Origin of the sequence: Salinicola sp. CPA57 (genome assembly GCF_003206035.1) — a bacterium.
GTDB lineage: Bacteria > Pseudomonadota > Gammaproteobacteria > Pseudomonadales > Halomonadaceae > Salinicola > Salinicola socius.
Genome location: NZ_PZJR01000003.1, coordinates 272,294 through 297,463 on the forward strand (window position 1 = coordinate 272,294; position 25,170 = coordinate 297,463).

The window sequence follows — 25,170 nt, forward strand, 5'->3', positions numbered from 1 at the left end:
CATGGTAAAGGTGCGAGAGAGTGAGCCGCTGGTCGATGACGGCAGCGTCGATCTGGAGTTGTGGTTGCATCGGTTGCAGCAGGAAGTCGAGTTGCGAGCACCCGAGCGCATTCTGCAGGCATGCCGTCTGGCGCTGCGAGCCAGCGAGCGAGACGCGCACGGCATCGAGGCGCTTCCCGATCAGACGTTGCTGACCGGTCTGGAGATGGCCGACATTCTCAGTCAGCTCAAGCTCGATCAACAGACACTGGAAGCCGCGATACTCTATCGTAGCGTCCGCCGCGGCCTGCTGAGCCTGGCAAGCGTCGCCAAGCAGATGGGTGACGAGGTTGCCAAGCTGATCGACGGCGTGCTCAGCATGGCCGCTATCAGCCAGCTTCAGGCGCCCAAGCACGGTCTGTCACAGCACAACCAGCAGGACAACCTGCGCAAGATGCTGGTGACCATGGTCGACGACGTGCGTATTGCGCTGATCAAGATCGCCGAACGGACGTGCATGCTGCGCCAGGTCAAGGATGCATCGCGTGAAAAGCGGTTGCGTGTGGCGCGTGAGGTCTTCGACATCTACGCCCCGCTGGCGCATCGGCTGGGCATTGGTCAGATCAAGTGGGAACTCGAGGATCTGGCTTTCCGCTATCTGCACGAAACCGAGTACAAGTCGATCGCCAAGCAGCTGGCGGAAAAGCGACTCGCCCGTGATCGTTATATTCATGAGGTGGTGGAGACTCTGGAGACGCTGCTGGAGCGCCAGGGCATCCTGCGCTATCAGGTCGATGGCAGGGCCAAGCATATCTATTCGATCTGGCGAAAGATGCAGCGCAAGCGCATCGATTTTTCCCAGGTCTACGACGTGCGGGCGGTTCGCATTCTGGTGCCCGAGATCGCCGACTGCTACACCACCCTCGGGGTGGTGCACTCGCGCTGGCACCATGTGCCCAACGAATTCGACGACTATATCGCCAACCCCAAGAAGAACGGCTATCAGTCGCTGCACACGGCGGTCATCGGTCCCGAGAATAAGGTGCTCGAGATTCAGGTGCGCACTTTCGCCATGCACGAGGAGGCGGAGCTCGGGGTGTGCGCGCACTGGCGTTACAAGGGCATGGACACCGACGCCAAGAGCCGGGGTTACGAAGAGAAGATCGCGTGGCTGCGCCAGGTACTCGAGTGGCAGGAGGAAGTCGGCGACGTCGGCGATTTCCGGGAGGGGCTGGCGAGCGACGTGGCGCCGGATCGGATCTACGTGTTCACGCCTGACGGTCACGTCATCGACATGCCGCAGATCGCCACCCCGATCGATTTCGCCTACCGCGTACATACCGAAATTGGTCACCGCTGCCGCGGCGCCAAGGTGGACGGTCGGATCGTGCCGCTGACCTATCGGCTCAAGACGGGCCAACAGGTCGAGATTCTCACCGCCACCAAGAGTGCGCCGAGCCGCGACTGGCTCAACCCCAATCTGGGCTATGTACGCACGTCGCGTGCGCGCTCCAAGATTCAGGCCTGGTTCAAGCTGCAGGCGCGTGAGCAGAATCTCGACGAGGGCAAGGCGATCTTCGATCGCGAGTTTCGCCGACTCGACATCGATGGTGTCGATCTCGCGCGTCTGGCCGGCGCGGTCAACTACACCGCCGTCGAGGACATGTACGCCGCGATCGGTGCGGGCGATCTGCGCATCGGCCAGGTACTGCATCAGGCCCAGCAGCTGTTCGGCGAGAGTGATGATCAGGACCAGCTCGACCGCCTGCTGACGAAGCCCCGGCGACATCAGGGCAAGGAGGCCAGCGACGGAATCACCGTGCTCGGGGTCGGCAATCTCAAGACCGCGATGGCCAACTGCTGCCACCCGGTGCCGGGAGACCAGATCATTGGCTATATTACCCAGGGTCGCGGTGTCACCATTCATCGCCAGGATTGCTCGAACGTGTTGCAGTTGCGCAGCGAGGAGCCGCGGCGGATCGTCGACGTCGAGTGGGGTCAGAAAGAGCGAGCCCAGTATCCGGTGGATATCGAGATCGAAGCCTGGGATCGCTCCGGACTGCTGCGCGACGTCACCCACGTCCTCTCCAGCGACCGCGTCAACGTGACCTCGGTCAATACGGTGACCGACAAGTTCGACAACATCGCGCGAATGCGGATCACGCTGGAGATCGAGAGTCTGGAGGCGCTGGAGCGCATCTTCTCGCGTATCCAGCAGCTACCCAACGTGATCGATGTCAAGCGGTTGAGGCAGGGCTCGGGGCAGGGTCACGGGCCACAATGAGGATCAAGGTTTGAGTATCGAGAACAAGACCGCCATGGCGCCGCCTGCCGACCTCCGACGCCCGGACTCGCGACGTCATTCCCTCGATGACCTGCTGACCCTGATGGCCGTGCTCAGAAATCCCGACCATGGCTGCCCGTGGGACATCAAGCAGCACTGGGACACCATCGTTCCCCACACCCTCGAGGAAGCGTACGAGGTCGCCGATGCCATCGAGCGCCGCGCCTTCGATGAGCTGCCCGGTGAACTCGGCGATCTACTGTTTCAGGTGGTCTACTACAGCCAGTTCGGCCGGGAGGAAGGGCGCTTCGACTTCGACGATGTCGTGCATACGCTGACGGCCAAGATGCTGCGACGTCACCCGCATGTGTTCCCCGACGGCACGCTGCATTCCCGGCGCGGTAGCGGCGAAGATGCGGTGGCCGAGCGCCAGGTCAAGACCCGCTGGGAAGCGTTGAAAGCCGACGAGCGGGAAGCCCGCGTAACCGATGGCGCCGACGCTTCGGCGCTGGACGATATTCCAACGGCGCTACCGGCACTGAGCCGTGCCGCCAAGTTGAGCAAGCGTGCTGCCGGTCAGGGTTTCGACTGGCCGGACGAGCGCGGCGTCATCGACAAGATCCGCGAGGAGCTGGCGGAAGTTGAATCGGCGCTGGCCGAAGGCGATCGGGCTCACGCCCAGGAGGAAATCGGCGATCTGCTGTTCGCTGTCGTCAATCTGGCGCGGCGTCTGGGTTGTGACCCGGAACAGCAGCTGCGCGGAACCAACGCCAAGTTCGAATGGCGCTTCCGTTATGTCGAACGCGCCCTCGCGGAAAGCGGCTCCGCGACCGATCGTGCCTCTCTCGATGAGATGGAGCGCCATTGGCAGGCGGCAAAGCAGGAAGAGAAAGCCTCACGCTCCTGAATCGTGTCGTAAATTTACGACTAATGTCGTTTTGCCGCCGGTCGACTCTTTCCTCCAGATCGTTATGCTGAATCCTTGATCGGTCACTTGGGTAATGTTGGTCTGCCCAGACCGGGGTCGCCATTGGGCGACCTGGTGTAGCCATTTCAGGGAGGGATGCCATGAGTCCAGAACAGGAAACGTCGCTGCACGAATCGTTGCGAGACAACGTCCGGCTGCTGGGCGATAGCCTCGGCCGTACTATCGCCAAGGATCTCGGTAGCGAGTTCGTCGATCGTATCGAAACGATCCGTGCCCTGGCCAAGAAAGGGCGCCAGAGCGCCGAGGAGGCGGATCGGCGGGAACTGATCGATTACCTGCGGGCGCTCCCCGACCAGGAGTTGCTACCGGTCACCCGCGCCTTCAACCAGTTTCTCAACTTCTCCAACATTGCCGAGCAGCACTATCGCGCACGCTTTCGGCGTGTCGAAGATTACAAGCCCGGCACTCAACCCGATCTGGGCGAACTGCTCAAGCGCGTGGCGGCGTCGGGCCACTCCTCGCGCCAACTGGTCGATGCCATCGCCGGCATGCGCGTCGATCTGGTACTGACGGCACATCCCACCGAAGTCATTCGACGCACCTTGATTCAGAAATACGACGTCATCGATGACTGCCTGCGGACCATTGAAGACAGCGGCGGTCATCCGGAAGTGCTTCAGCGCGCCCAGGGCCGATTGGAGGAGCTCATCGCCCAGTCCTGGCATACCGACGAGATCCGCCACGAGCGACCTACGCCCGTCGATGAAGCGAAGTGGGGCTTCGCGGTGATCGAAAACTCGCTGTGGGAGGCGGTGCCGACGTTTCACCGCGATCTGGATGCGTTGCTGATGGAGACGGCCGGTGAGCGGCTGCCGCTGGAAGCGTCGCCCATCCGGTTCGCCTCGTGGATGGGGGGCGACCGGGACGGCAATCCCAATGTCACGGCCCGCGTCACCGAAGAGGTCCTGCTGCTGGGGCGCTGGATGGCCGCCGATCTCTATCTGCGCGACCTGGAACAGCTCAAGGCCGAGCTGTCGATGTGGAAGGCCAACGATGCGCTGCGCGCCGAGGTCGGAGACGACGCCGCACCCGGGTCCCGCCAGGCTGCAGAGCCCTATCGCGCGCTGCTCAAGCGGTTGTCGACCCGGCTGGAGGCGACTCGGGCATGGGCGCGAGCGCGACTCGATGGAGAGCCGCCCGGCGATGATCCCATCATCGAGACGCGCGAGCAGCTGTTCGCACCGTTGCTCACCTGTTACCGCTCGCTGTGCGACGTGGGGCTGGAAACCATTGCCAACGGCGTACTGCTGGACACGCTTAGACGCGTGGCGGTGTTCGGGGTCAATCTGGCCAAGCTCGACGTGCGCCAGGATGGTGCCCGCCATGCGCAGGTGTTCGAGGAGCTGACCCAATACCTCGATGTCGGCGCCGACGGCAGTCACTACCGTGACTGGGACGAATCCGCGCGGCAGGCATTTCTGCTCGAGGAGCTGGTGTCGCCGCGACCGCTGATTCCGCCTCGTTGGGAGTGCTCGGCCGAAACCCGGGAAGTCCTCGATACCTTCGGCGTGATCGGTCGCGAGCATCGTCAGGCGCTGGGGACCTACATCATTTCGATGGCCCAGCAACCCTCCGACGTGCTGGCGGTGGCGCTGCTGATGAAGGAAGCCGGCAACGGCGTGCGCCTGCCGATTGCCCCGCTGTTCGAGACATTGGACGATCTGGATCGGGCCGGTGACGTGATCGAACGTCTGCTGGCGCTGCCGGGGTATCGAGAGGTCGCCGGCGACTACCAGGAGGTGATGATCGGCTACTCGGATTCGGCCAAGGATGCCGGCCAGCTGGCGGCGGCCTGGGCCCAGTATCGTGCCCAGGAGCGGCTGGTAGACGTGTGCCGGGAGGGCGGCGTATCACTGACGCTGTTTCATGGTCGCGGCGGGACTGTAGGGCGTGGTGGCGGTCCGGCCCATGCCGCGATTCTGTCGCAGCCGCCGGGCTCGGTGAACGGCAGCCTGCGAGTGACCGAGCAGGGCGAGATGATTCGCTTCAAGTTCGGCCAGCCCGATATCGCGCTGCGCTCGATGGAGATCTATGTCTGCGCAGTGCTCGAAGCGACGCTGTTGCCGCCGCCCGCGCCACGGCCCGTATGGCGCGAGGAGATGGATCGCCTGGCCGACATCGCCCATCGTGCCTATGTGGGCGTCGTGCGCGAAGATCCCGACTTCGTGCCTTACTTCCGGGCGGTGACGCCTGAAGGCGCCCTGGGCCGGCTGCCGCTGGGGTCACGTCCCGCCAAGCGGCGTCAGGAGGGCGGCATCGAGACGCTGCGTGCCATTCCCTGGATCTTCGCCTGGACCCAGACACGCCTGATGCTACCGGCCTGGCTGGGTAGCGGCGAGGCGTTTTCGAAGCGGCTCGAGGAACAAGGGGGGCTCGACAGGCTACGGGAGATGCGCGAACAGTGGCCATTCTTCGGCACCTATCTGGACATGCTCGAGATGCTGCTGGCCAAGTCGGATCCGCTCATCGCCGCCTATTATGAAAAGCGGCTGGTCGAGGACCCGGCACTGGCCCGACTGGGCGAGTCGCTGCGCCGGCGCCTCGTGGATCTGGAAGCCGTACTGCTGCGGATACTCGATCAGCGCCGGCTGCTCGACAATACGCCGTTGATCCGCCAGGCGATCGAAGTGCGCAACCCCTACATCGATCCGCTACATGGTCTTCAGGCCGAGCTGCTGCAGCGTAACCGCGATGCCGACGGCAACATCACACCGGAGCTTTCCCGAGCGCTGATGGTAACGATGGCGGGTATCGCCGCCGGCCTGCGTAATACCGGTTAGGTGCGAGAGATGCGGCGAACCCTGCTATAACGGTAGTGACCGGCGGCATGAAAATGCGGTCGGTCATCGACCCGTTACCAGGGAGTGCGGCATGGAGTTCAAGGATTACTACGCGGTGCTGGGCGTGGAGCGCGATGCCACTCAGGAAGAGATCAAGCGCGCCTACCGCAGACTGGCGCGTAAGTATCACCCGGATGTCAGCCAGGAAACCGATGCCGATGCGCGATTCAAGGAACTGGGTGAGGCGTACGAAGTCCTGAAGGATCCCGAAAAGCGTCTCGCCTACGATCAGGTAGGTCAAGGTCAGCGGGCCGGCGAGGATTTCCGGCCGCCGCCGGACTGGGATGCCGGCTTCGAGTTCCGTGGCGGTGGCTATACGCAGGAAGGTTATTCCCACGAACAGAGCGCCGCCTTCAGCGATTTCTTCGAATCGCTGTTCGGTCAACGTCGAGGGTCGGGCCAGGGTTTCGCAGGCTCGAGCGGCGATCCCGGTGGCATGCGGTATCGTGCTCGCGGAGAGGATCATCATGCCAAGGTGTCGATCGCGCTCGAGGATGCCTATCGCGGTGCCGTGCGCACCCTCACGTTGCAGAGTGGCGAGCTCGATGAGCAGGGCAGGGTGCGACCCCGCCAGCGGACCTTGAAAGTCCGGATTCCGAAGGGCGTGAAACAGGGCCAGCGAATTCGTCTGGCCGGCCAGGGGGAGCCTGGCATGGGCGGCGGTCCGGCGGGCGATCTCTATCTGGAGATCGAGTTCGAATCGCACCGGCGCTATCGGGTCGAGGGGCGCGATGTCACCCTGATCCTGCCCGTGGCGCCCTGGGAAGTGGCGCTGGGCGCCACGATCGCGGTGCCGCTGCCCGAGGGTTCGGTGGAACTGAAAGTCCCGGCGGACTCCCAGGACGGGCGGCGCCTGCGACTCAAGGGTCGAGGCATTCCCGGCGAGCCACCGGGCGACTGCTACGTCGCCTTGAAGGTCGTACTGCCGCCGGCGACGAATGACGACGTCAAGGCGGCCTATCGCCAGTTGGAAGCGGTGGCGAACTTCAACCCCAGAGCGGCAGCGGAGGGCAGGTCATGACCATCCACGATCTCACCCGGGTACCGGTCGACAACCTCGACGAGACACCGGTCCTGACGCTGGGCGAACTGTGTCGAACCTGTACGGTACATGCCGAATGGGTCATCGAGCTGGTCGACGAGGGCGTCATCGTTCCCGACGGTCGCCGACGCGAACAGTGGCGTTTCTACGGCGCGAGCCTGCATCGCGTCAGGGTCGTCCAGCGTCTGCAGCGCGACCTGGGCGTCAATCTGGCCGGCGCGGCACTGGCGCTGGAACTGATGGATGAGGTCGCGCGATTGCGTCGGCGAGCCGGCGAGTGACCCCCGGCCGGATACCGCGACTCGAAGCCGTACCGGCGCCTTGCGCCATTCGTCGGAGTGAATCCGGCGAGTGGCGTTTCATCGGCCGAATCCTGACGTCGGTAAGTTTACGACTTTGGTTGTGTCGCCGATAGACGACTCTCACCATCAAAATGAGCATGCTACGCTTGTTGCCACTTCCGGCTTTCCTGCGATCCCCTCATGCGTATCACGACGACGGAGACGCGGACGCTATCGATCGATATCGATCCGCTCATTCTCGATGCCGCCCGTAGCTTAATCGATTCATCTCGACGTCGTATTCTCGGCCTGGTCGGTGCTCCCGGCTCTGGCAAAAGTACGCTCTCCGAAGCCCTTCTCGCAGCGCTGGGCGATCGGACGCAGGTCGTACCGATGGACGGTTTTCATCTCTCCAACCGCCAGCTGGCCGCGCTGGGTCGCGAACGGCGAAAAGGCGCGCCTGACACGTTCGACGCGTTCGGCTATCGCGACCTGCTCAAGCGACTTCGCGCCAGCTTCGGTGGGGAGACGGTCTACGCGCCGGGGTTCTATCGCGAGCTCGAGGAGCCCATCGCCGCCAGTATCGCGGTGGCGCCGGAGACGCCGCTGGTGATCACCGAAGGCAACTATCTGCTGCTCGCGGATGAACCCTGGCCTCAAGTGCGAGAGACGCTGGACGAGGTGTGGTTTCTCGATGTCGATCGAGCGCTACGCGAATCGCGTCTGGTGGCTCGGCACAGGCAGTTCGGTCGCACCCGACAGCAGGCGCTGGACTGGGTTCGTACGACCGATGCGCCTAATGCCGCGCGTATCGAGGCGCTAGCCGCCAACGCCGACCGCCTGCTGTGGTGGAGCGGCAACCGGATTCGATTCAAGGACACGTAGCAGAGACGTGAAGTCATCATTCGAGCTGGGCGACTCAATCTTCAGGACGCCCGATTTCAAGGAGAGAAGCATGAATGCAATCGCTGCCGCCGGTCGCGGTCCGAAGCGCAAGGGGCTGGTCGTGATGGTGTCCGTCGTCGCTGCGCTGGGCGGCCTGCTGTTCGGTTACGATACCGGCATCATCGGCGTGGCCCTGCTCGGGCTGTCCAAGCAGTTCGCGCTGGACGACACGCTAAAGCAGCTCGTCACCGGGGCGATCATCCTCGGCGCCATCTTCGGCTGCGTGGGCACCGGCCGGCTCTCCGACCGGCTCGGGCGTCGCTGGACGATCGTGCTGGTCGGCGCGGTGTTCATCGTCGGCTCGATCCTGTCGGCGGCCTCGACCAGCGTCGGCATGCTGATCGCGGCGCGTTTCATCCTCGGGCTCTCCGCCGGCAGCGCGACCCAGATCATTCCGGTCTATATCGCCGAAGTCACGCCGCCGGAGCATCGCGGAAAACTGGTGGTGATGTTCCAGTTCATGGTGGTGTTCGGCATTCTCGTCGCCTATCTCGTGGGTTACGGCCTGGGCGAGCAGTGGCGCTGGATGTTCGGCCTTGGCACCATCCCGGCGGTGATCCTGATGCTGGGCATGCTGGTCCTGCCGGAGAGCCCGCGCTGGCTGGTGAGCAAGGGGCGTGAACCCGAGGCGCTGGGTATCCTCGAGCGGGTGCGTGCCAGCCGGGAGGGGGCGCAGTCGGAGATGGACGAGATCAAGGAGGTGTCGGCCCGTCCCGAAGGATCCTGGCGCGATCTGTTCCAACCCTGGATCCGTCCGGCGCTGGTGGCCGGCGTGGGGATCGCGATGTTCTCCCAGATCACCGGTAACAACGCCCTGATCTACTACGCGCCGACCATCCTGAGCCAGGCCGGTTTCGGCGACAGCGCCTCGGTGCTGGCAGCCATCGGTGGCGCCGTGTTGATCAACCTGGCGACGATTCTGGGGATCTTTCTGGTCGACCGCATCGGGCGCAAGCGCTTCCTGCTGTGGATGTTGCCCGGCTCGGCGGTGGCGCTGGTGATCATGGGGATACTTTTCGTGGGCGGCGCCCCGGAGGATGCCTTCAGCCAGTACGCCCTGGTCGCCTGTCTGGCGATCTACATGGCGCTCAACTGCAGCTTCGGCGTCTGCCTGTGGCTGATCAACGCCGAGGTCTATCCGCTATTCGTGCGTGGCAAGGGCGCCAGCATGGGCGCGTTGAGCCATTGGATCTTCAACCTGCTGGTGACGCTGACGACGCTGTCCTTGATCAGCACGCTGGGCACCTCCGGCACGTTCTGGCTTTACGCCGCAGTGACCACTGTCGCACTGGTGTTCATCGTACGTTACGTACCCGAGACCAAGGGCCGCTCGCTCGAGGAGATCGAGAGCGATCTGAAGAAAGGCGTCTTCTTTCCGGCTGACAAGGCCAAGGACGATTCGAACAGCGCCTCGCGGGCCACGAGTGCTACCGATTGATCGCGCGACATCTCCATGGCAGACGGGCACGGCGGGTCGAATCAACCGATCGTGCCGGTCCCAGCGGTCGAGTCCTCGAGCTCCAGCCATCGATTTCTTGGCTCCCGACCCGTCACAACCGGCTGATGAACGCTAGTTCGGCGTCGTCTGGTAGAGCGCTGTGAGCGTGGAGGTCTCGAGCGCATGGCGACACCCCGCATCGATCAGTGGCCCGAGAATGGCGTCACGCTCCGTAGGCCGGCCGGCGAGCACATCCTGCAGCATCGATGACTGATTGGCGGCGGTAGTCTCGATCACACCGTCGACGAGCGCCTGCCAGCCCTTCCCGGGTGGCTGAATGCCTTCGGCCTGCATGATGCGGCTGATCTCGGCGACGAGTGTTGCGATCCGGGGCCGGAACTCGGGCTTCGCTAGCTCGCCGTTGAGCACGCGATGGCTGGCGGTCAACGGATTAATCACTGCATTGACCGCGAGCTTCCACCACAGTCGCTGGCGGATATCACGGCAGGCTCCGGCGATCATGCCCGCATCGTTCAGACATGCGGCAACGGTCGATGCCAGGTCGTGATGCTGGCCGGCGAGATCGCCGATCCAGGTCTCGCCGGCGGCGGCATGAACGACATCGATGGAAGCGTGGTCCGTGGCGGGCGCGGGACGATAGGCGGCCTCGGTGGTCGAGGCGCACAGCACCGGCCCAGCCCAGCGTCCGCTGATACGCGGTTGTATCTGGAAGCCATTCTGCAATAGCAGCAATGGGGTCGTGGGCTTGAGACGGGGGCTCAACGCGTCGAGCGCGGCCTGCGTATCGCGGGACTTCGTCGCCAGCATGACCAGCGCCGGTGCGTCGATCTCCTCCCGCTTGGCTGCCCATTCACTCGGCAGTTCACGCCGCAACGCCACCGACAGATCGCTGCCATCCACGGTGCGCAGACGAACGACCGGCGCCGCCGGGCGTCTCCCCAGCAGGACCACCGGATGATGCGGCGCGAGTGAGGCAGCGAACAGCTGGCCAAGCGCGCCGGCCCCGACGATCAGCCACGGCGGGATATCGCCGCTCGACCGCGCCGGACGAGACATCACGGCGTGCGTTTCCGAGTGCGGCGGACGCGCGCCGGTTTGCTGTCCGACGAGGACGATGGCCGGCTCTCTTTGGTCTGGGAAGTTCGACGCGAGCGGGTTCCCGCCGATTGGCGAGTGCTGCGCCTGCCGCCTTTGCCACTTTTCCGCACAGGAGCTTCCGGCGCCGCCCCTTGGGCCGAAGCCTTGAGTGCCTGATTGAGCCGACCGGCACTCGCCTGGCCCAGCAGCGCGCGCAGATCGCTGACCAGCGCTTCCAGAAACGGCTCTGGCGCATCCTGACTCTCGGCGATCGCCGAAAGGCGCTGCTCCCAAAGCGCGGTACGCTCCGGCTGGGTCGCTGCCAGCGGCAGCGAATCGATCAGCGCGTGTCCGGTGCGTGTCGCCTTGATGGCCTTGCGATCGCGAACGAGATAACCCCGTGTCAGCAGCGTCTCGATGATGCTGGCGCGGGTCGCCTCGGTGCCGAGACCATCGGTATCGCGCAGCGTCCGCTTGACCACGGGATCCTCGACGTAGCGGGCGATATTCATCATCGCCTTGATCAGACTGGCGTCGGTGAACGGCTCTGGCGGGCGCGTTTCACGCGCTTCGCAGCCGGCATCAGTGACCGTCGCCGGCTCGCCCTTGGTCATTAGCGGCAGGGTGGGAACGTCGTCACGGGTGGTGAACAGCGGCTTCCACCCCGGTTCGATGATCTCTCGTCCCTGGGCCTTGAAGCGCTCGTCGAGGATCTCGAACATCGCCTGCGTCTCGTAGGTTTCGAGCGCGGGATAGAACTGGGCCAGCACGTTGCGTGCGATCAATCGGAACAGGCTGGCCTCGTCGCGGGTGAGCCGGTCCATGTCCGCCGGCCGCCCCGTCGGCGCCAGCGCGTGGTGGGCGCCGACCTTGGCGTCGTCCCACGCCTTGGAGCGCAGCCTGAAGTCGGCTTGTTCTGCCCAGCCCCGCAGTTCTCCATCGAGCCGACAGGCGCCGAGCAGGGTCTTCTCTGCTTCCCGGTGATGCGCGGCGGGGAGATAACGACAGTCGGAGCGGGGATAGGTGATCAGTTGATGACGCTCGTAGAGCGTCTGGCAGACGTCGAGTACCCGTTTCGCGGACAGGCCGTGACGGCGCGCGGCATCGATCTGCAGCGACGACAGCGAATAGGGCAGAGGCGCGGCCTGTCGCTTGCGACGCTGATCGAGTTCGGCGAGGTGGCCATGGGCGCCAGCGAGTCGTTGTGCCAGCGCTTCGGCCGGGCGCGGGTCGAGCAGGCGGCCCTGTTCATCGAGACAGGAGCCATCCAGCGGGTGCTTCTCGCCGGGCTGCCACCAGGCGCGCAGGGAACCGTTGGCAACCTGCAGATCGGCCCACAGTACATGAAACGGCTTGGGCTCGAACGCCGCGATATCGCGGTCACGGCGAACCACCAGCCCGAGCACCGGCGTCTGCACACGCCCCACCGACAGTAGCCCGTCGAAGCCGGCCTGGCGGCCGATCAGGGTCCAGGCGCGGGTCAGATTGATGCCATATAGCCAGTCCGCCCGTGAGCGTGCTTCGGCGGCGGCATAGAGCGGCTGGTAGCGGCGGTTGTCTTCGAGACGGTCGAGCGCCTTGACCACCGCGGGGCGATTGAGATCCTGGATCAGCAGACGCTGGGTTTCCCGGTGCCAGCCAAGATGGTTCAGCACCTCCTGAACCAGCAGCTGGCCTTCGCGGTCCGGGTCTCCGGCATGGACGACGCTGTCGGCGCTCTTGATCAGCTTGCGCAGGACGGCCAGCTGGCTTCGTGCCTGGCTTCTGGGCACCAGCTGCCAGCGTTCGGGAATGATCGGCAGGTCGTCGAGGCGCCACTGCTTGTATTTCGGATCGTAGCGTTCGGGTGGCGCCTGTTCCAGCAAATGGCCCAGACACCAGCTCACCACGGTATCGCCGGCCTCGAGATAGCCCTCCCGGCGCGTCGCCTTGACTGGCAGTGCCTCCGCAATCGCGCGGGCGAGACTCGGCTTTTCGGCGACGATCAAACGCATGCGGCACGCTCCGGCAAATGGCTGTTATCGATCCGGTCTCTACCCCTGTCGATACGACTTCTGCCGATATCGATACGACTTCTACCCATACTGGTTCGACTTCTGTCGATAGCGATCCGATTGGCGACTATCACTTTTCGAGATGACGGCGGGCGCGGACCAGCGCGCGATACCACTGACGGTGGGGCTTGCCCACGGCTGGCGGCGCCATGCTGAGATAGCTGATGTTGGGCGTTTCGCCGCGTTCCAGATTGACGTTGGTCAGCATCTGCAGCGTGGCTTCCCGCGCGCCGTACTGGCGTTGCAGGAATGCCATTGCCTCCGGTTCCAGAGCGACACGATAGTGCTTGACCAGAGCCAGGGCCAGCGACTCCGCGGTGCGCGAAAGATCAGTCTCGATCTCGCGGACCATGGCGGATCCCATTGCCGCTTTCGCCGCCACCGACAAGTTGGGCTCGAGCTGGCCGAAGTCGGCTGCATTGGTGCTGTTGATGGCGCGCTGCACGGCCGGTCGCGATAGATGCACGTGGGGCTCCAGCGCCAGGAATATCTCTACCGCCACGCGCTTGGCGCTCTCGACCCCCACGCTGAGCTGGGTGTCCCTTTCGGCCTGGCGCAGGCGTTCGCGTAGCGTACCGATATTGGCCTTCTCCAGATGTTGTCCGAGCCGCTTGCACACTACCGCCTTGGCCTCGTCGTTGAGGGCGATCTTGCTCTCACGTATGCGCAGGCCGCGCCGGCCCGGGCCCAGGCGTAGGCGGGTCGTGTTGTCGGAGAGATCGGCGCTGACCGCGTCCCAGCGCTCAGCCATGCGCAGTCGATGGGCGTGGCTGCGACCGACTTCGTTGTAGGCGCTGGAGACGCTCTTGTAGAGCTTGATCGCGTTGGTCAGCACCTCTGCCTGGTGACGTAGCGTCTGGCGGTCGTCGCTGCGCCCGGTGTGGATGGCGTGGGCCAGCGACTGGATCTGCTCGCTCAACTCGTCGATCGCTGAGACGCTGTGCATCAACAGAGCATCGGCGCGCTGGCCGGAGACGCTCTCGGCGAGCGGCGTCACCGAATGCTCGATGAGATAAGTGTTCAGCGCCTTCAGGCGAGAGAGACCGGTCGCCTGCGCGATACGGTGCCGGGCACGGGCCTCCTCGAGGCTGTCGAACGCCCGCGCCAGTTTCCAGCGCCCGCGGTATTCGAACGACAACACCGGTATCTCGCGGCCGCTGATCAGCTCGAATGCCAGGATCACCATCTCCTCGACGTCCTGCAGCGTCATCAGCAGATCGTTGTCGTGCTCGATCGACGCCATGACACGTTCGATGAAGTGTTCGTCGCGCGGTACGCCATAGCGCGGATCCGGGGCATGGCCCTCGAAGCGCTCCCGCAGCAGGGTGATCGCCACCGGTGCCAGATCGTAGAGTTCGGTAAAGCGTGGCTCGATGTCGTCACGGTAGATCTCGACCAGATCGCTGACGCGAGCGTGAAGCCCGACCCGGCGATAGACGTCGATCTGGCCGATCAGGCGGGCGCTGTCGCGGTCGTCCAGCAGTTCGAGAGCCGCCAGTTCGACGCCCTCGGGCGACAGGTCCTGCTTGCGCAACAGCATGGCGGCGGCTTCACGGCGTCGGGCATCGCCTTCGAGGCTTTCGACGATCAGGTTGCGGGTCGCCAGCAACAGTTCCGGCAGCGTCTTGATGACCCGCTCGATCCGACTCGAGGTGCGCTCCAGGCGTCGCCCGCCGGTCAGGTGATGCAGCAGGTTGGCGATGATCCCGGCGGCACCGGTGATCACGGTGAACGAGATGAAGAAGATATAGTTTTCGAGCGTCGGCGCCTTGCCATAGCCCAATAGATAGCCGCCCCAGGCACCGAGCAGCGTCACTGGCCCGGCGGTCCACAGGATCTGCAGCAGGCTGATGGTCCACGGCACCTTCTCGACCGCCGCCGTGATCCGCCGGATTTCGTCGCGACCCTCTCGCTCCAGCCGCACCTGGGGCGCGTCGCTGGCGATCGACTGCGAGGGGCGGCGAAACGGAATCGGCATGAGCACGGGCGCTTCTCTCTAATGGCGGCAATTGGCTGGCAAAGGCGATGGAGCTGGCGCCAGCGACAGGGTAAGCGGCGGCTAAATTATCACCCCATGCCGGCACTCGCCAGCGCTCTTGCCCGGCATGCTAGGATGGAGTCAGAAAACGGAGGAATGCCATGCTGACAGCTTGGGTTGAACAGCTGCTGGGCTTTGCCAGCGGCGCCCTCGAGGCGATTCGCGCCAATGAACACTACCCGACGATGATGGCATGGGCTCGCAGTGAAGGAGCCGAGCACTGTGGCGGCAGTCTCGATCTGGCCCAGGCGCTCGCGCCGCTCATCTGGAATCAGACACCGCTGGTAAGACGAGGTTTCGACACCGAACCGCTGGCCGAGCCGAAACGCGAGGAACTCTGCTGGTGCGATTCGGGGCGACTCTATCGCGACTGCTGCGCGCGAGTCGAGATGCCCAGCGCCATCCCCGACCACCTGATGTGGATGCTGTCGCTGCGCGAGTGGCGCGGCGAGACGCTGAAGTTGGCACTGGAAAGCCGCAAGGCGCCGGCACAGGCGTTGCTGGAAGCCGGCATCGTCTCGGCGGAGAGCGGCAACAATGGCCGGGCGCAGCAGATTCTGGAATCGCTGTTCGCCGGCGATCGCGACTGGGAAGCGTTGGAAGAGCAGATCGAACCGGCTTTCGAGATACTGGTCGATCTCTATCAGGAACGTGGCTTTCATCGCAAACGTGCGGCGCTGGTCGAGCGAGTGATGGCCGAAGGGCCGGGATTTCTGCGCGGCGCGGCGCTCGAGCGGCTGTGTCTGATGCATCTGGACAGCGGTGATCTCGCCAGCGCCCGCGAGGCGTTCCAGAGCGCCCAGCGCACGCTGCCGGATTCGCCGTCGTTGGCGTATATCGAAGCGATGGTGCTGCTCCACGAAGGCAACGTCGGCAAGGCGCGCCAGCGCGCGGCGTTCTGGTGGCGGCGACTATCGCGTCAGCACCATCTCGACCCGGACCAGCTCGAGTTCATCGCCGAGCTGGCCGATGACCCTCAGGCCGCGCTGGCGGAACAGGTGATTCACTCCGAGGAGGCGCTTTCCGGGCCGCTGACGGCGCTGCAGGCGCTGCTGCATACCCAGCAACGCCCGCCCCGTCTCGAACTGACTCATGCCAACGAGGGTGGGCTTCAGTATGAGCCCAGTTCCCGCGAAGCCTCGCTCTATAACGGCTGGGCCAATGCCTGCGAAGTCGAGATCGACGAGGACGCGGCGCTAGGGTTTCTGGGTGACCCCTGGGAGACGGCGCCTCAATGGCTGCAGGCGTTATGCGCGAACCCCGAATGGCTGGATGCCCCACGGGTGATGCAGGCGTTGACGCTGGCGCTGGCCAGCCGCTTTGGCAGCCTGCCGTGGATGGTCGATGCCTTCTTTACGCCGCTGGCCGAGCGCTACGGGTTCTGGCTGGGCCAGCTCGAGGATGCCGGCGGCACCTTCTCCTGGCACGATGCGGACAATGCGACGTTGCTTCGGACCGGCCTGGCGCTGGTCATCGGCATGGAGCGCGGCGCAGGCCAGGATGCAAGAAAGCTGGCGCAACGGCTGCTGGCGCTGGATCAGGAAGACAGCCTGGGCCTGCGCGAACTGGTGATCGACCAGCTGCTGCGCGAAGGGCGTGACGAGCAGGCATTGACGGTGAGCGAGCAGGGTCCGGAAGGGGCCGAGATGCTGGGCGTGCAGATGGGCCGGGTGCTGGCGCTCTTCCGGCTATCGCGCCACGATGACGCCCTCGCCGTGCTGCGAGAGGTCTACTCGTCCAACCCCTACATACTGCCGATCCTGTGCGAGGATCGACCTCGTCCGGCACGGCTCGGCGATGACATGCCGGAGCCGGGTACCCGCGCAGAAGCCTGGCAGTATCGCCAGTTGATGCGCGACCAGTGGCTCGCCTCGGATGGCGCCCTGGACTGGTTGTCCCGGCAGCGTCGTGCACTTTCCTGAATCGCGAACTCTCCCGGTTTCTGAACCCTCCTGAAGCGTCGGCTCGAGAATCCCGGCCGACGCTTCCGGGAACGCGCGCTTCTCCTGTTGCCTGCCCTGTTCGAGTCCGTCAGCGCACGCTGGCGGGCTCGTGATCCTCTCGACCAGCTCGAGGGTCGGTCTCCCCATCGTCATTCCGGGTGTCGCCATCATTGTCGAGGGTCGGCAAGCGCCGGCTCAGCCACCAGGCCAGTGCCACGGCCGGCAGGCCGAGCAGGCAGACGATGACGAAGAAACTGGCATAGCCGACATCCGCCACCACCAGGCCGGAGAAGCCGCCGATGAACTTGCCGGGGAGCGTCATCAGCGAGGAGAACAGCGCGTACTGCGTCGCGGTGTAGGTGCGCGATGTCAGGCTCGAGAGGAAGGCGATGAATACCGTGCTGGCGAGGCCGTTGGCCAGATTGTCGCCGGTGATGGCGACGATCAGCAGGGCCAGGCTGTCGCCGCCGGTGGCAAGCAGGGCAAACAGCAGATTGGTCAGCGCCACCGCCAGCGCCCCCAGGACCAGCATCCGGCCGATGCCGTAACGAACGACCATCAGCCCGCCAAGCACGCCGCCACCGATGGTCATCAGAACCCCGAACACCTTGGTAACGCTGGCGATGTCGCTCTTGGTAAAGCCCAGGCTCAGATAGAGCGGGTTGGCCATCGCCGCCATCGAGATGTCGCTGATCCGGTAGATGCCGATGAAGACCAGCAGCCACAGTGCCAGGCGCCCGTAGCGCTGAAAGAAATCACTGATCGGGCAGATGACCGCCGCGATCAGCCAGACCCCGGCCTGGCGCTGCCAGTGGGAGCGGTTCCGCCGTTGGCGCAAGAAACGCTTCACGCGAGGGTGGAACAGTACCACCGTCAGGCTCTGCGGGCGCGGCGGTTCTGGACGCACCAGCACCGTGATCACGCCGATGCTGACCAGTGCTGCCATGCTGAGATAGGCGATTCCCCAGGAAGCCGCATCGGCGATATAGAGCGCGCCGGCACCCGCCATCACGATACCGATGCGATAACCGATGATATAGGTCGAAGCCATGGCCGCCTGGATCGCTGCTTCGCCGGACTCGATACGGTAGGCATCGATGACGATGTCCTGTGTCGCTGCCCCGAAGGCGGTGAGCAGGGCGAAGGCGGCCACCAGCGGCAGGTGGCCGGTGGGATCGAGCCCGGAAAGCCCCAGCAGACCGGCGGCAATCAGTGTCTGGCCCAGCAGCATCCAGCTGCGCCGCTGGCCCAGCAAGCGGCCGATCAAAGGCAGCCTCACGCGGTCAACGATCGGCGCCCAGAACAGCTTGATCGAATAGAGCAACCCCACCCAGCTGAAAAAGCCGATGGCGGCCACTTCGACGCCGCTATCCTCGAGCCAGGCGGTCAGGGTCGAGAACACCAGCAGATAGGGCAAGCCGGCGGAAAACCCTAGAAACAGCAGGGTGACGACCGGCGCCCGTAGATAGACGCGCAAGGATGATAGCCAGTCACGTGGCTCGTGTTGCATGCAACCTCCAAAGGAAACGCTGCCTAAATGTCTGCGCAGGTGAATCGCTGCGTTGCGCGGTGATGGAGCGCCAGCCCGGTCGAATTCTCACCTATACACCATAGGCTCCGGTTGCTGCGCTCCGTGCGCCTTGCGACGGAATGCCGCCCACTTCATCCCGCTCGCCGATTTATTCAGTGTTTCCAATAAACCGGATCGACCCGCCGTGGGCGGACGAGTCGGATCGAAAATGGTACTCTAGATGGCTTGTCGCGTCTGGCCGGATGTCACGCCGACGGCGCTGCGACAAGGCCCGGGTCTGTCTCGGCAGGCGAGCGAGAACAGGGAGGGTTTCTCTGGTGGTGATGATGAGTGGATATGATCGGTGGCAGCGCTCAGGAAGGGGTTATCGATGACCGATGAATCGACGCAGGACGGCGACTCGTTGCCGCGCTGGTATGTCATCCAGTGCAAGGGTGGCGAGTCGTTTCGGGCCAGCGAACATCTCGATAATCAGGGCTACGAGATCTTTCACCCGGTACTCGAGGTGCAGAAGCGTCGTCGTGGCAAGCTGACCTGGGTCGCCGAGCCGCTGTTCCCGCATTATCTGTTCATCCGCCTCGATCGCCTGGCCAGCAACTGGCGACCGATTCGCTCCACGCGTGGCGTGCTGCGGCTGGTCAGTTTCGGCAACGAGCCGGTATTCGTGCAGGACGGGCTGGTCGAGACGCTGCGGGATCGCATCACGACCGACGCGAGCCGAGATCGCGCCAACGTCTACTACCGCCAGGGTGATATCGTCGAGATCACCGATGGACCGTTTCGTGCCTTGCAGGGCGTGTTCGAGTCGCAGAAGGGAGAGGAGCGCGCCATCGTGCTGCTCAATCTTCTGCAGCAGACTCAGCGGCTCGAGGTGCCGGTCGAGGCGCTGCGCAAGCACTCCTCCTGACGCGTCGGGGTTGTCCGCCGCCAGGCCTGTCGAGTCCACTCGTCGCCCCATTCGTCATCTTTCCTGAACCCCACTGTCATTCCGGAGTCACCATGAGCCAGCTCGCCATCGAGCCGTCCCACGTTGCGTCTCTCCATTACACTCTCCTGGACGAGCGAGGCCGCCCCCTCGACGATTCGCGTGCGCGCCAGCAGCCGCTGGCGTATCTGCATGGGCACGACAATCTGTTCCCGGCACTGGAAGCAGCGCTGGCCTCTCGCAAGAGCGGCGAACGGTTGAGCGTCACGCTGGCGCCCGCCGACAGCTATGGCGAGCGCGACGAAGCACTGGTCAGTGAAAGCCCACGCTCCGCGTTTCCGCAAGATCAGCCGCTAAAGGCTGGTCAGCGCTTTCAGGCCCAGGGACCGGACGGCCCGCGAACGGTCACCGTTCTCGCCGCGGATGACGCGCAAGTGACCGTCGACGCCAACCATCCGCTGGCGGGGGAGACGCTGACCTACGAGATCGAGATTCTCGAGGTTCGCGAGGCGACGCGGGCCGAACTGGCCAAGGGCCATCCGTTGCCGCCGGGGACTTCTCACGCCGAGGTCGAGGACCGTAAACAGTAGCTGACAGTAGCAATCTGGCGGGGCCTTTAGCGGTCTATCCACCAGCGGGTGAACCAGGCCTGCATCACCTGTTCGGGATAGATCGTGCGTCCGAGGCTGCCGTTGTAGCGTGCCAGGGCACTGGTCCAGTCGCCGTGCTCGCGTTTCAGATAGTGCGCAAGAATGGTGCAGCCGTAGCGCAGGTTGGTATCGATATCGTGGAGATCGTCCTGTGGTCGACCGATTTCCGCTTTCCAGAACGGCATCACCTGCATCAATCCCAGTGCGCCGGCCGACGACACCGCATCGGGCTGGAAGCGGCTTTCCACATCGATCAATGCCAGTACCAGCTCCGGCGGCAGCTGAGCCCGCCGAGCTTCGGCATGAACTCGTTCCAGCAGCGCCAGACGGGCGCGACGTGACGGGTAGGCCTCGGGCTGGCGCCTGGCCAGGCGCGACTGCATGTCGAGCAGCCACACCTGAGCGTCGAAGACGTCTTCGAACCCGTCCGGTGCAGCCATGGCACGGGACAGTGAATCCAGCAGGGCTGGCGACGGGGGTTCCCCCGGATTCTCGGATCGCTGGGCAGGCGCGTTCGACTGGGCCAGCGCCATGTCGGCGCTCGGCAGACCGGCGACGACGAGCCAGATCGCCGTCACCAGAATGGCCGAGAGCCGAGCCATCACGATGTCTTTCGATCAGGCGAAGCGGGTGTCCAGGAACGCTCGCAGATCGTCCAGCGCGACCATGGTGACTTCGCTGTCACGGCGTCCCTTGTACTCCAGCTCGCCGTTGTCGAGGCCACGATCACCGATTACCAGACGGTGGGGAATCCCCATCAGTTCCTGGTCGGCGAACTTGACGCCCGGGCGCAGGTCGCGATCATCCAGCAGCACGTCGATGCCGGCGTCCGTCAGTTCCTGATAGAGCGTTTCGGCGGTCTCGCGCACCCGGTCCGACTTGTGTGCGTTCATCGGCACGATCGCCAGCTGGAAGGGGGCGATGGCGTCGGGCCAGATGATTCCGCCGGCGTCGTGATTCTGTTCGATCGCCGCCGCGACCACGCGGGTGATGCCGATGCCGTAACACCCCATCCACAGCGTCGCCGGCTGGCCGCTGTCGTCGACAACCGTGGCGTTCATGGCCCTGGAATACTTCTGGCCAAGCTGGAAGACGTGGCCGACTTCGATGCCACGGGTGATCGAGAGCGTGCCCTGTCCATCGGGCGACGGGTCGCCTTCGACCACGTTGCGCAGATCGGCGACCTCGGGCAGCGGCAGATCGCGTTCCCAGTTGATCCCGAACAGATGGTGGTCGTCGACGTTGGCGCCGGCGCCAAAATCGCTCATCAGGGCAACGCTGTGATCGATGATCAGTGTCAGCGGCAGCTTGACCGGGCCCAGCGAGCCGGGGCCGGCGCCGATGGCGGCGCGAATTTCCTCTTCGCTGGCCATGGTCAACGGCGCGGCGACGGCCTCGAGGTTCTCGGCCTTGATCTCGTTGAGCTGGTGATCGCCTCGCACCATCAGTGCGATCAGGCCGCCCTCGGCGGCGTGCACGATCAGCGTCTTGACGGTCTTCTCGATCGGTAGATCGAACCCTTCGACCAGCGCGGCGATGGTGCGCACGCCGGGTGTCGGCACCTGGCGCATCGTCTCCCGGGGCACGGCACGCTCGACGCCCCGGGGCGGCAGCGCCTCGGCCTTCTCGATATTGGCGGCGTAGTCGGAGCCGGTGGAAAAGACCACGGCATCTTCGCCGGAGTCGGCCAGGACATGGAACTCATGCGAGCCGGTGCCGCCGATGGATCCGTTGTCGGCAAGGACCGGACGGAAGTCGAGGCCCAGCCGGGTGAAGATGCGGACGTAGGCGTCGTACATGCGCTGATAGGACGCCTTGAGACCGGCTTCATCGCTATCGAACGAGTAGGCGTCCTTCATGATGAATTCGCGCGAGCGCATCACGCCGAAACGCGGCCGGATCTCGTCACGGAACTTGGTCTGGAGCTGATAGAAGTTGGTCGGCAGCTGCTTGTAGCTGCTGATCTCGCGCCGTACCAGATCGGTGATGACCTCTTCATGAGTCGGGCCGACGCAGTAGTCGCGCTGATGGCGATCCTTGAGTCGCAGCAACTCTGGGCCATACTCGTCCCAGCGACCGGATTCCTGCCACAGCTCGGCGGGCTGAACCGCCGGCATCAATATTTCCTGCGCGCCTGCGCGATCCATCTCCTCGCGGACGATGCGTTCAACCTTGCGCAGCGTTCTCACGCCCACCGGCAACCAGGTGTAGAGTCCCGAGGTCAGGCGGCGGATCATGCCGGCGCGCAGCATCAGCTGGTGGCTGACGATCTCCGCATCTGCCGGCGTTTCCTTGAGGGTCGAGATCTGTAGTTGGCTGGCACGCATGGGGTGTTCTTTCCTGTATTCATCAGCGTCAAGCGGAACGCGGCATATACTCGATATGACGTGATCGGCAGTCATTCATCGGGTCGCCAGTATAGAGATTCGAATAGCGGACGGGGAAGGGCGACCGGTAAAAACCTCTCGGCCAATCTGGCGCTTACTCCTGGACATTACCGGCTCGCGGCGGCTATTGCGATTGACCTTTCCACCGGCCCAATCTTACCTATAGTGAAAGCAGGGCCGCGTCCGGCATCGTCGGGAGGCGAACGGAACAGACACCATCGGAAATCCGTCGTTGGCGGCCCGCGCCGGAGGGAGGTGTGTCATGATTCATCACGTCTGGGGCCTGCTCACGAATCCCAACCGCGAATGGCAGCAGATTCGCGGAGAGAACGAGACCGTATCGCATTTCTACGGTTCCCATGTGCTGGTGATGGCCGCGATTCCAGTGATCTGCGCTTTCATTGGCACTACGGTGGTCGGTTGGCATTTCGGTACCACCGAGGACGGATTGGCGAAAACCGTCAGCGTCTCGCCAGCCACGGCGGTACTGCTGGCGATCATTTTCTACGCGCTGATTCTGGGCGCCGTATGGCTGATGGGGAACGTGATCCATTGGCTGGCGCGGCGTTATCCCGAACGCCCGGACCTGAGCCATTGCGTTGTCTTCGCGGGGTACATGGCGACGCCGATGTTTCTGAGCGGCGTGGTGGCACTCTACCCTCTTATCTGGCTTTGCCTGCTGGCCGGCACTGCCGGTCTCTGTTACACGGTCTATCTCGTCTATGCGGGGTTGCCATCGTTTCTGGGCATCGATCAGCATGAAGGCATGCGCGCCTCGAGTGCGGCGCTGGCTATCGGTGTACTGGTACTGGAGGCTTTGCTCGCCATCACCGTGCTGCTGTGGGGGTATGGCGCTTCGCTGGTCTGATGCCGATCAACCATCATCCGACGCCTACGCTCACGGTGTGGGCGTCGCTGTGTCTGCACTCGCTTGCTGGACGTTGCTGGACGCGACGCCAGCGGATGGATTAGGTTACTTCGCGTAACTTCTCTGTCACCGGGATTTCTGCGATGCAACCTCTTCTCAAACGCTTGACGGCCGGCACGATCGTCGCCGGCATGGTGCTATCACTCACCGGCTGCGGAACCCTTTTCTATCCCGAGCGCAAGGGGCAGTTGCAGGGGCGCATCGACCCCGGCGTGGCGATTGCCGATGGGCTGGGCCTGCTGCTATTCATCGTGCCAGGCGTCATTGCCTATGCGGTAGATTTTTCCAACAACACGATCTACCTGCCGGGTTCGCATGATGCCTCGATCGATCGCGTTCACTATGACGGCCAGCTGAGTGACCATCGGCTGGCGTCGCTGATCGAGACTCGCACCGGGCGCGATGTCGACGCTGGTCTACCCATCGTCGAGCGGGTCGCGACACTGGATCAGGCGCTGTCCAAGCTCGAATTCGACAATCGGCAGTTTGCCGATTCGTCAGGGCGGATTCCTGGCGCCTCATTCTCGAGCGATGAGTCATGAGTCCCGAGTAATTTGCTAATCTGCTTGTCTGGGCACCGGAAAATGCCGCCGTCGGCGGTATTGCGCCACAGCTGATAGGGAGATTGGTCATGCGTACTTTCGAATGCCATCACTGTAATCCGTCGAGTCGGCTCTTCTTCGACAACACGCAATGCATCATCTGCGACGCTGAGGTCGGCTGGTGTCCGGCCTGTCATACCATTGCGGCGATGATTCCGGACAACGAGGTCGGCTATCGCTGCGCCAACCCGGGTTGTGGAACGGCGCTCGTGAAGTGCTTCAACTATGCCAGCGAGAGCGTCTGCAATCGCATGCAGACACCGGAAGACCACGCGGCTTACGACGGCTTGTGTGACTGTTGTCGCCACAATGCGGTGATTCCCGATCTCTCGATCGAGGGCCACCGTGAACGCTGGGCATCGCTGGAGGCCGCCAAGCGCCGACTGTTCTACACGCTGGATCTGATCGGCCTGCCGCACCCTTCGCCGCAGGACGAATCGGTGCTGCCGCTGAGTTTCGCGTTCATGGCCGATGCCCTGCCGGATGCCGGGCTATGGCGCTCCACCGGCAGCGACGAGAAGGTCTATACCGGCCATGCGCAAGGGTTGATCACGATCAACCTCAAGGAGACCGACGATGCAGAGCGCGAGCGGCTGCGCGTCGATATGAACGAGTCGCATCGCACCCTGATCGGCCATTTTCGCCATGAGATCGGCCACTACTATTGGGATCTGTTGATACGAGGGCATGACGAGGATGCCAGCCGGGCCATTTTCGGCGATCCCGAAGCGCCGACTTACGCCGAGGCGCTGGAACGCTATTACGAGCAGGGGGCCGCGGCGGACTGGGCCCAGTCCCATGTATCCGCCTATGCGACCATGCATCCGTGGGAGGATTTTGCCGAGACCTTTGCCGCCTACCAGGACATTGTCGCGGTGCTGGATACGGCCATCGGACTGGGCATGGCACGGGCCGAGCACGATGGCACCATCGACGCCATGATTCTGGCCTACCAGCAGGTTGGATTGGCGCTGAACGAACTGAATCGGGAGATGGGGTTGCTGGACATGGTGCCGGTGGTCATCACGCCAGCCATCCGTGAAAAACTCGATTACATTCATCGGGTCGTGCAGCGCAGTACTGAAACCACAACCACAACCACAACTACACCCACACCTGCCCCGTAGCTCGTTCCCGAGACATCGACGTCTGCCCCGATCGGCCCGGTGGCGTCACCGGGTCATCGGTTCCCCACCGATAACATCTATCTTCTCGCC

Annotated in this window: 19 protein-coding genes; 13 read left to right on the forward strand and 6 right to left on the reverse strand. The window is 64.0% G+C overall.

From position 1 onward, the window contains the following. The first annotated feature begins 1 nt into the window (after position 1). The 7 genes from relA (at position 2) to DOM36_RS03575 (ending at position 9,797) form a co-directional block, all read left to right on the forward strand. Positions 2-2,263: a GTP diphosphokinase gene (relA, locus tag DOM36_RS03545; protein WP_110641381.1), complete on the forward strand. Its 2,262-nt coding sequence runs from the start codon at positions 2-4 to the stop codon at positions 2,261-2,263. Between the two features lie 34 nt (positions 2,264-2,297). Beyond that, on the forward strand, positions 2,298-3,170 hold the full coding sequence (gene mazG, locus DOM36_RS03550; protein ID WP_075568902.1) for a nucleoside triphosphate pyrophosphohydrolase: 873 nt from the start codon (positions 2,298-2,300) through the stop codon (positions 3,168-3,170). Positions 3,171-3,331: 161 nt separating this feature from the next. Next, on the forward strand, positions 3,332-6,031 hold the full coding sequence (gene ppc, locus DOM36_RS03555; protein WP_110641383.1) for a phosphoenolpyruvate carboxylase: 2,700 nt from the start codon (positions 3,332-3,334) through the stop codon (positions 6,029-6,031). A 91-nt stretch (positions 6,032-6,122) separates the two neighbouring features. Beyond that, the gene (locus DOM36_RS03560) at positions 6,123-7,112 is read left to right on the forward strand and encodes a DnaJ C-terminal domain-containing protein (protein WP_110641385.1); all 990 of its coding nucleotides are present in this window, start codon (positions 6,123-6,125) and stop codon (positions 7,110-7,112) included. Continuing rightward, positions 7,109-7,414: a chaperone modulator CbpM gene (locus tag DOM36_RS03565; RefSeq protein ID WP_075568838.1), complete on the forward strand. Its 306-nt coding sequence runs from the start codon at positions 7,109-7,111 to the stop codon at positions 7,412-7,414. The genes DOM36_RS03560 and DOM36_RS03565 overlap by 4 nt, the downstream gene beginning before the upstream one ends. Positions 7,415-7,615: 201 nt before the next feature. Further along, positions 7,616-8,299: a nucleoside/nucleotide kinase family protein gene (locus DOM36_RS03570; protein WP_083941494.1), complete on the forward strand. Its 684-nt coding sequence runs from the start codon at positions 7,616-7,618 to the stop codon at positions 8,297-8,299. A 70-nt stretch (positions 8,300-8,369) separates the two neighbouring features. Next, complete coding sequence (locus DOM36_RS03575) at positions 8,370-9,797, forward strand: sugar porter family MFS transporter (protein ID WP_110641387.1); 1,428 nt, start codon at positions 8,370-8,372, stop codon at positions 9,795-9,797. A 132-nt stretch (positions 9,798-9,929) separates the two neighbouring features. Here the strand turns inward: DOM36_RS03575 and DOM36_RS03580 are convergent, their stop codons facing one another. From DOM36_RS03580 to DOM36_RS03590, 3 genes are all read right to left on the reverse strand, one after another. Next, complete coding sequence (locus DOM36_RS03580) at positions 9,930-10,874, reverse strand: 2-dehydropantoate 2-reductase (protein WP_110641389.1); 945 nt, start codon at positions 10,872-10,874, stop codon at positions 9,930-9,932. After that, a complete protein-coding gene (locus tag DOM36_RS03585) occupies positions 10,874-12,889 on the reverse strand; it encodes a DNA topoisomerase III (RefSeq protein ID WP_110641391.1) in 2,016 nt (671 codons plus the stop codon). Before DOM36_RS03585 ends, DOM36_RS03580 begins: the two co-directional genes overlap by 1 nt. 130 nt (positions 12,890-13,019) lie before the next feature. Beyond that, positions 13,020-14,927 (reverse strand): hypothetical protein, encoded by a 1,908-nt coding sequence (locus DOM36_RS03590; RefSeq protein ID WP_075568834.1) that lies wholly within the window; start codon positions 14,925-14,927, stop codon positions 13,020-13,022. A 161-nt stretch (positions 14,928-15,088) separates the two neighbouring features. On the opposite strand from DOM36_RS03590, the gene DOM36_RS03595 reads away from it, so the two are divergent. After that, positions 15,089-16,909, forward strand: a complete 1,821-nt coding sequence (locus tag DOM36_RS03595) for an SEC-C domain-containing protein (RefSeq protein ID WP_075568833.1) — start codon at positions 15,089-15,091, stop codon at positions 16,907-16,909. Positions 16,910-17,018: 109 nt separating this feature from the next. On the opposite strand, the gene DOM36_RS03600 is transcribed toward DOM36_RS03595, so the two are convergent. Next, on the reverse strand, positions 17,019-18,440 hold the full coding sequence (locus DOM36_RS03600; RefSeq protein ID WP_110641393.1) for an MFS transporter: 1,422 nt from the start codon (positions 18,438-18,440) through the stop codon (positions 17,019-17,021). 391 nt (positions 18,441-18,831) lie between these two features. Here DOM36_RS03600 and rfaH point away from each other — a divergent pair, with 391 nt between their 5' ends. Continuing rightward, positions 18,832-19,368, forward strand: a complete 537-nt coding sequence (gene rfaH, locus DOM36_RS03605) for a transcription/translation regulatory transformer protein RfaH (protein WP_075568831.1) — start codon at positions 18,832-18,834, stop codon at positions 19,366-19,368. Between the two features lie 92 nt (positions 19,369-19,460). Continuing rightward, positions 19,461-19,976, forward strand: coding sequence for a peptidylprolyl isomerase (locus tag DOM36_RS03610; RefSeq protein WP_075568830.1), 516 nt, complete (start codon positions 19,461-19,463; stop codon positions 19,974-19,976). Between the two features lie 26 nt (positions 19,977-20,002). Here DOM36_RS03610 and DOM36_RS03615 read toward each other — a convergent pair whose 3' ends face one another. Continuing rightward, a complete protein-coding gene (locus DOM36_RS03615) occupies positions 20,003-20,638 on the reverse strand; it encodes a lytic transglycosylase domain-containing protein (protein ID WP_232823715.1) in 636 nt (211 codons plus the stop codon). Positions 20,639-20,653: 15 nt separating this feature from the next. Continuing rightward, on the reverse strand, positions 20,654-22,363 hold the full coding sequence (locus DOM36_RS03620; RefSeq protein WP_075568828.1) for a proline--tRNA ligase: 1,710 nt from the start codon (positions 22,361-22,363) through the stop codon (positions 20,654-20,656). 322 nt (positions 22,364-22,685) lie between these two features. Between DOM36_RS03620 and DOM36_RS03625 the strand changes: the two genes are divergently transcribed. From DOM36_RS03625 to DOM36_RS03635, 3 genes are all read left to right on the forward strand, one after another. Next, positions 22,686-23,291, forward strand: a complete 606-nt coding sequence (locus DOM36_RS03625; RefSeq protein WP_198651190.1) for a Yip1 family protein — start codon at positions 22,686-22,688, stop codon at positions 23,289-23,291. A 143-nt stretch (positions 23,292-23,434) separates the two neighbouring features. Further along, a complete protein-coding gene (locus DOM36_RS03630; protein WP_075568827.1) occupies positions 23,435-23,893 on the forward strand; it encodes a hypothetical protein in 459 nt (152 codons plus the stop codon). 89 nt (positions 23,894-23,982) lie between these two features. After that, entirely contained in the window at positions 23,983-25,080 is a 1,098-nt protein-coding gene (locus tag DOM36_RS03635) for a putative zinc-binding metallopeptidase (RefSeq protein WP_110641395.1), read from the forward strand. Positions 25,081-25,170 lie beyond the last annotated feature (90 nt).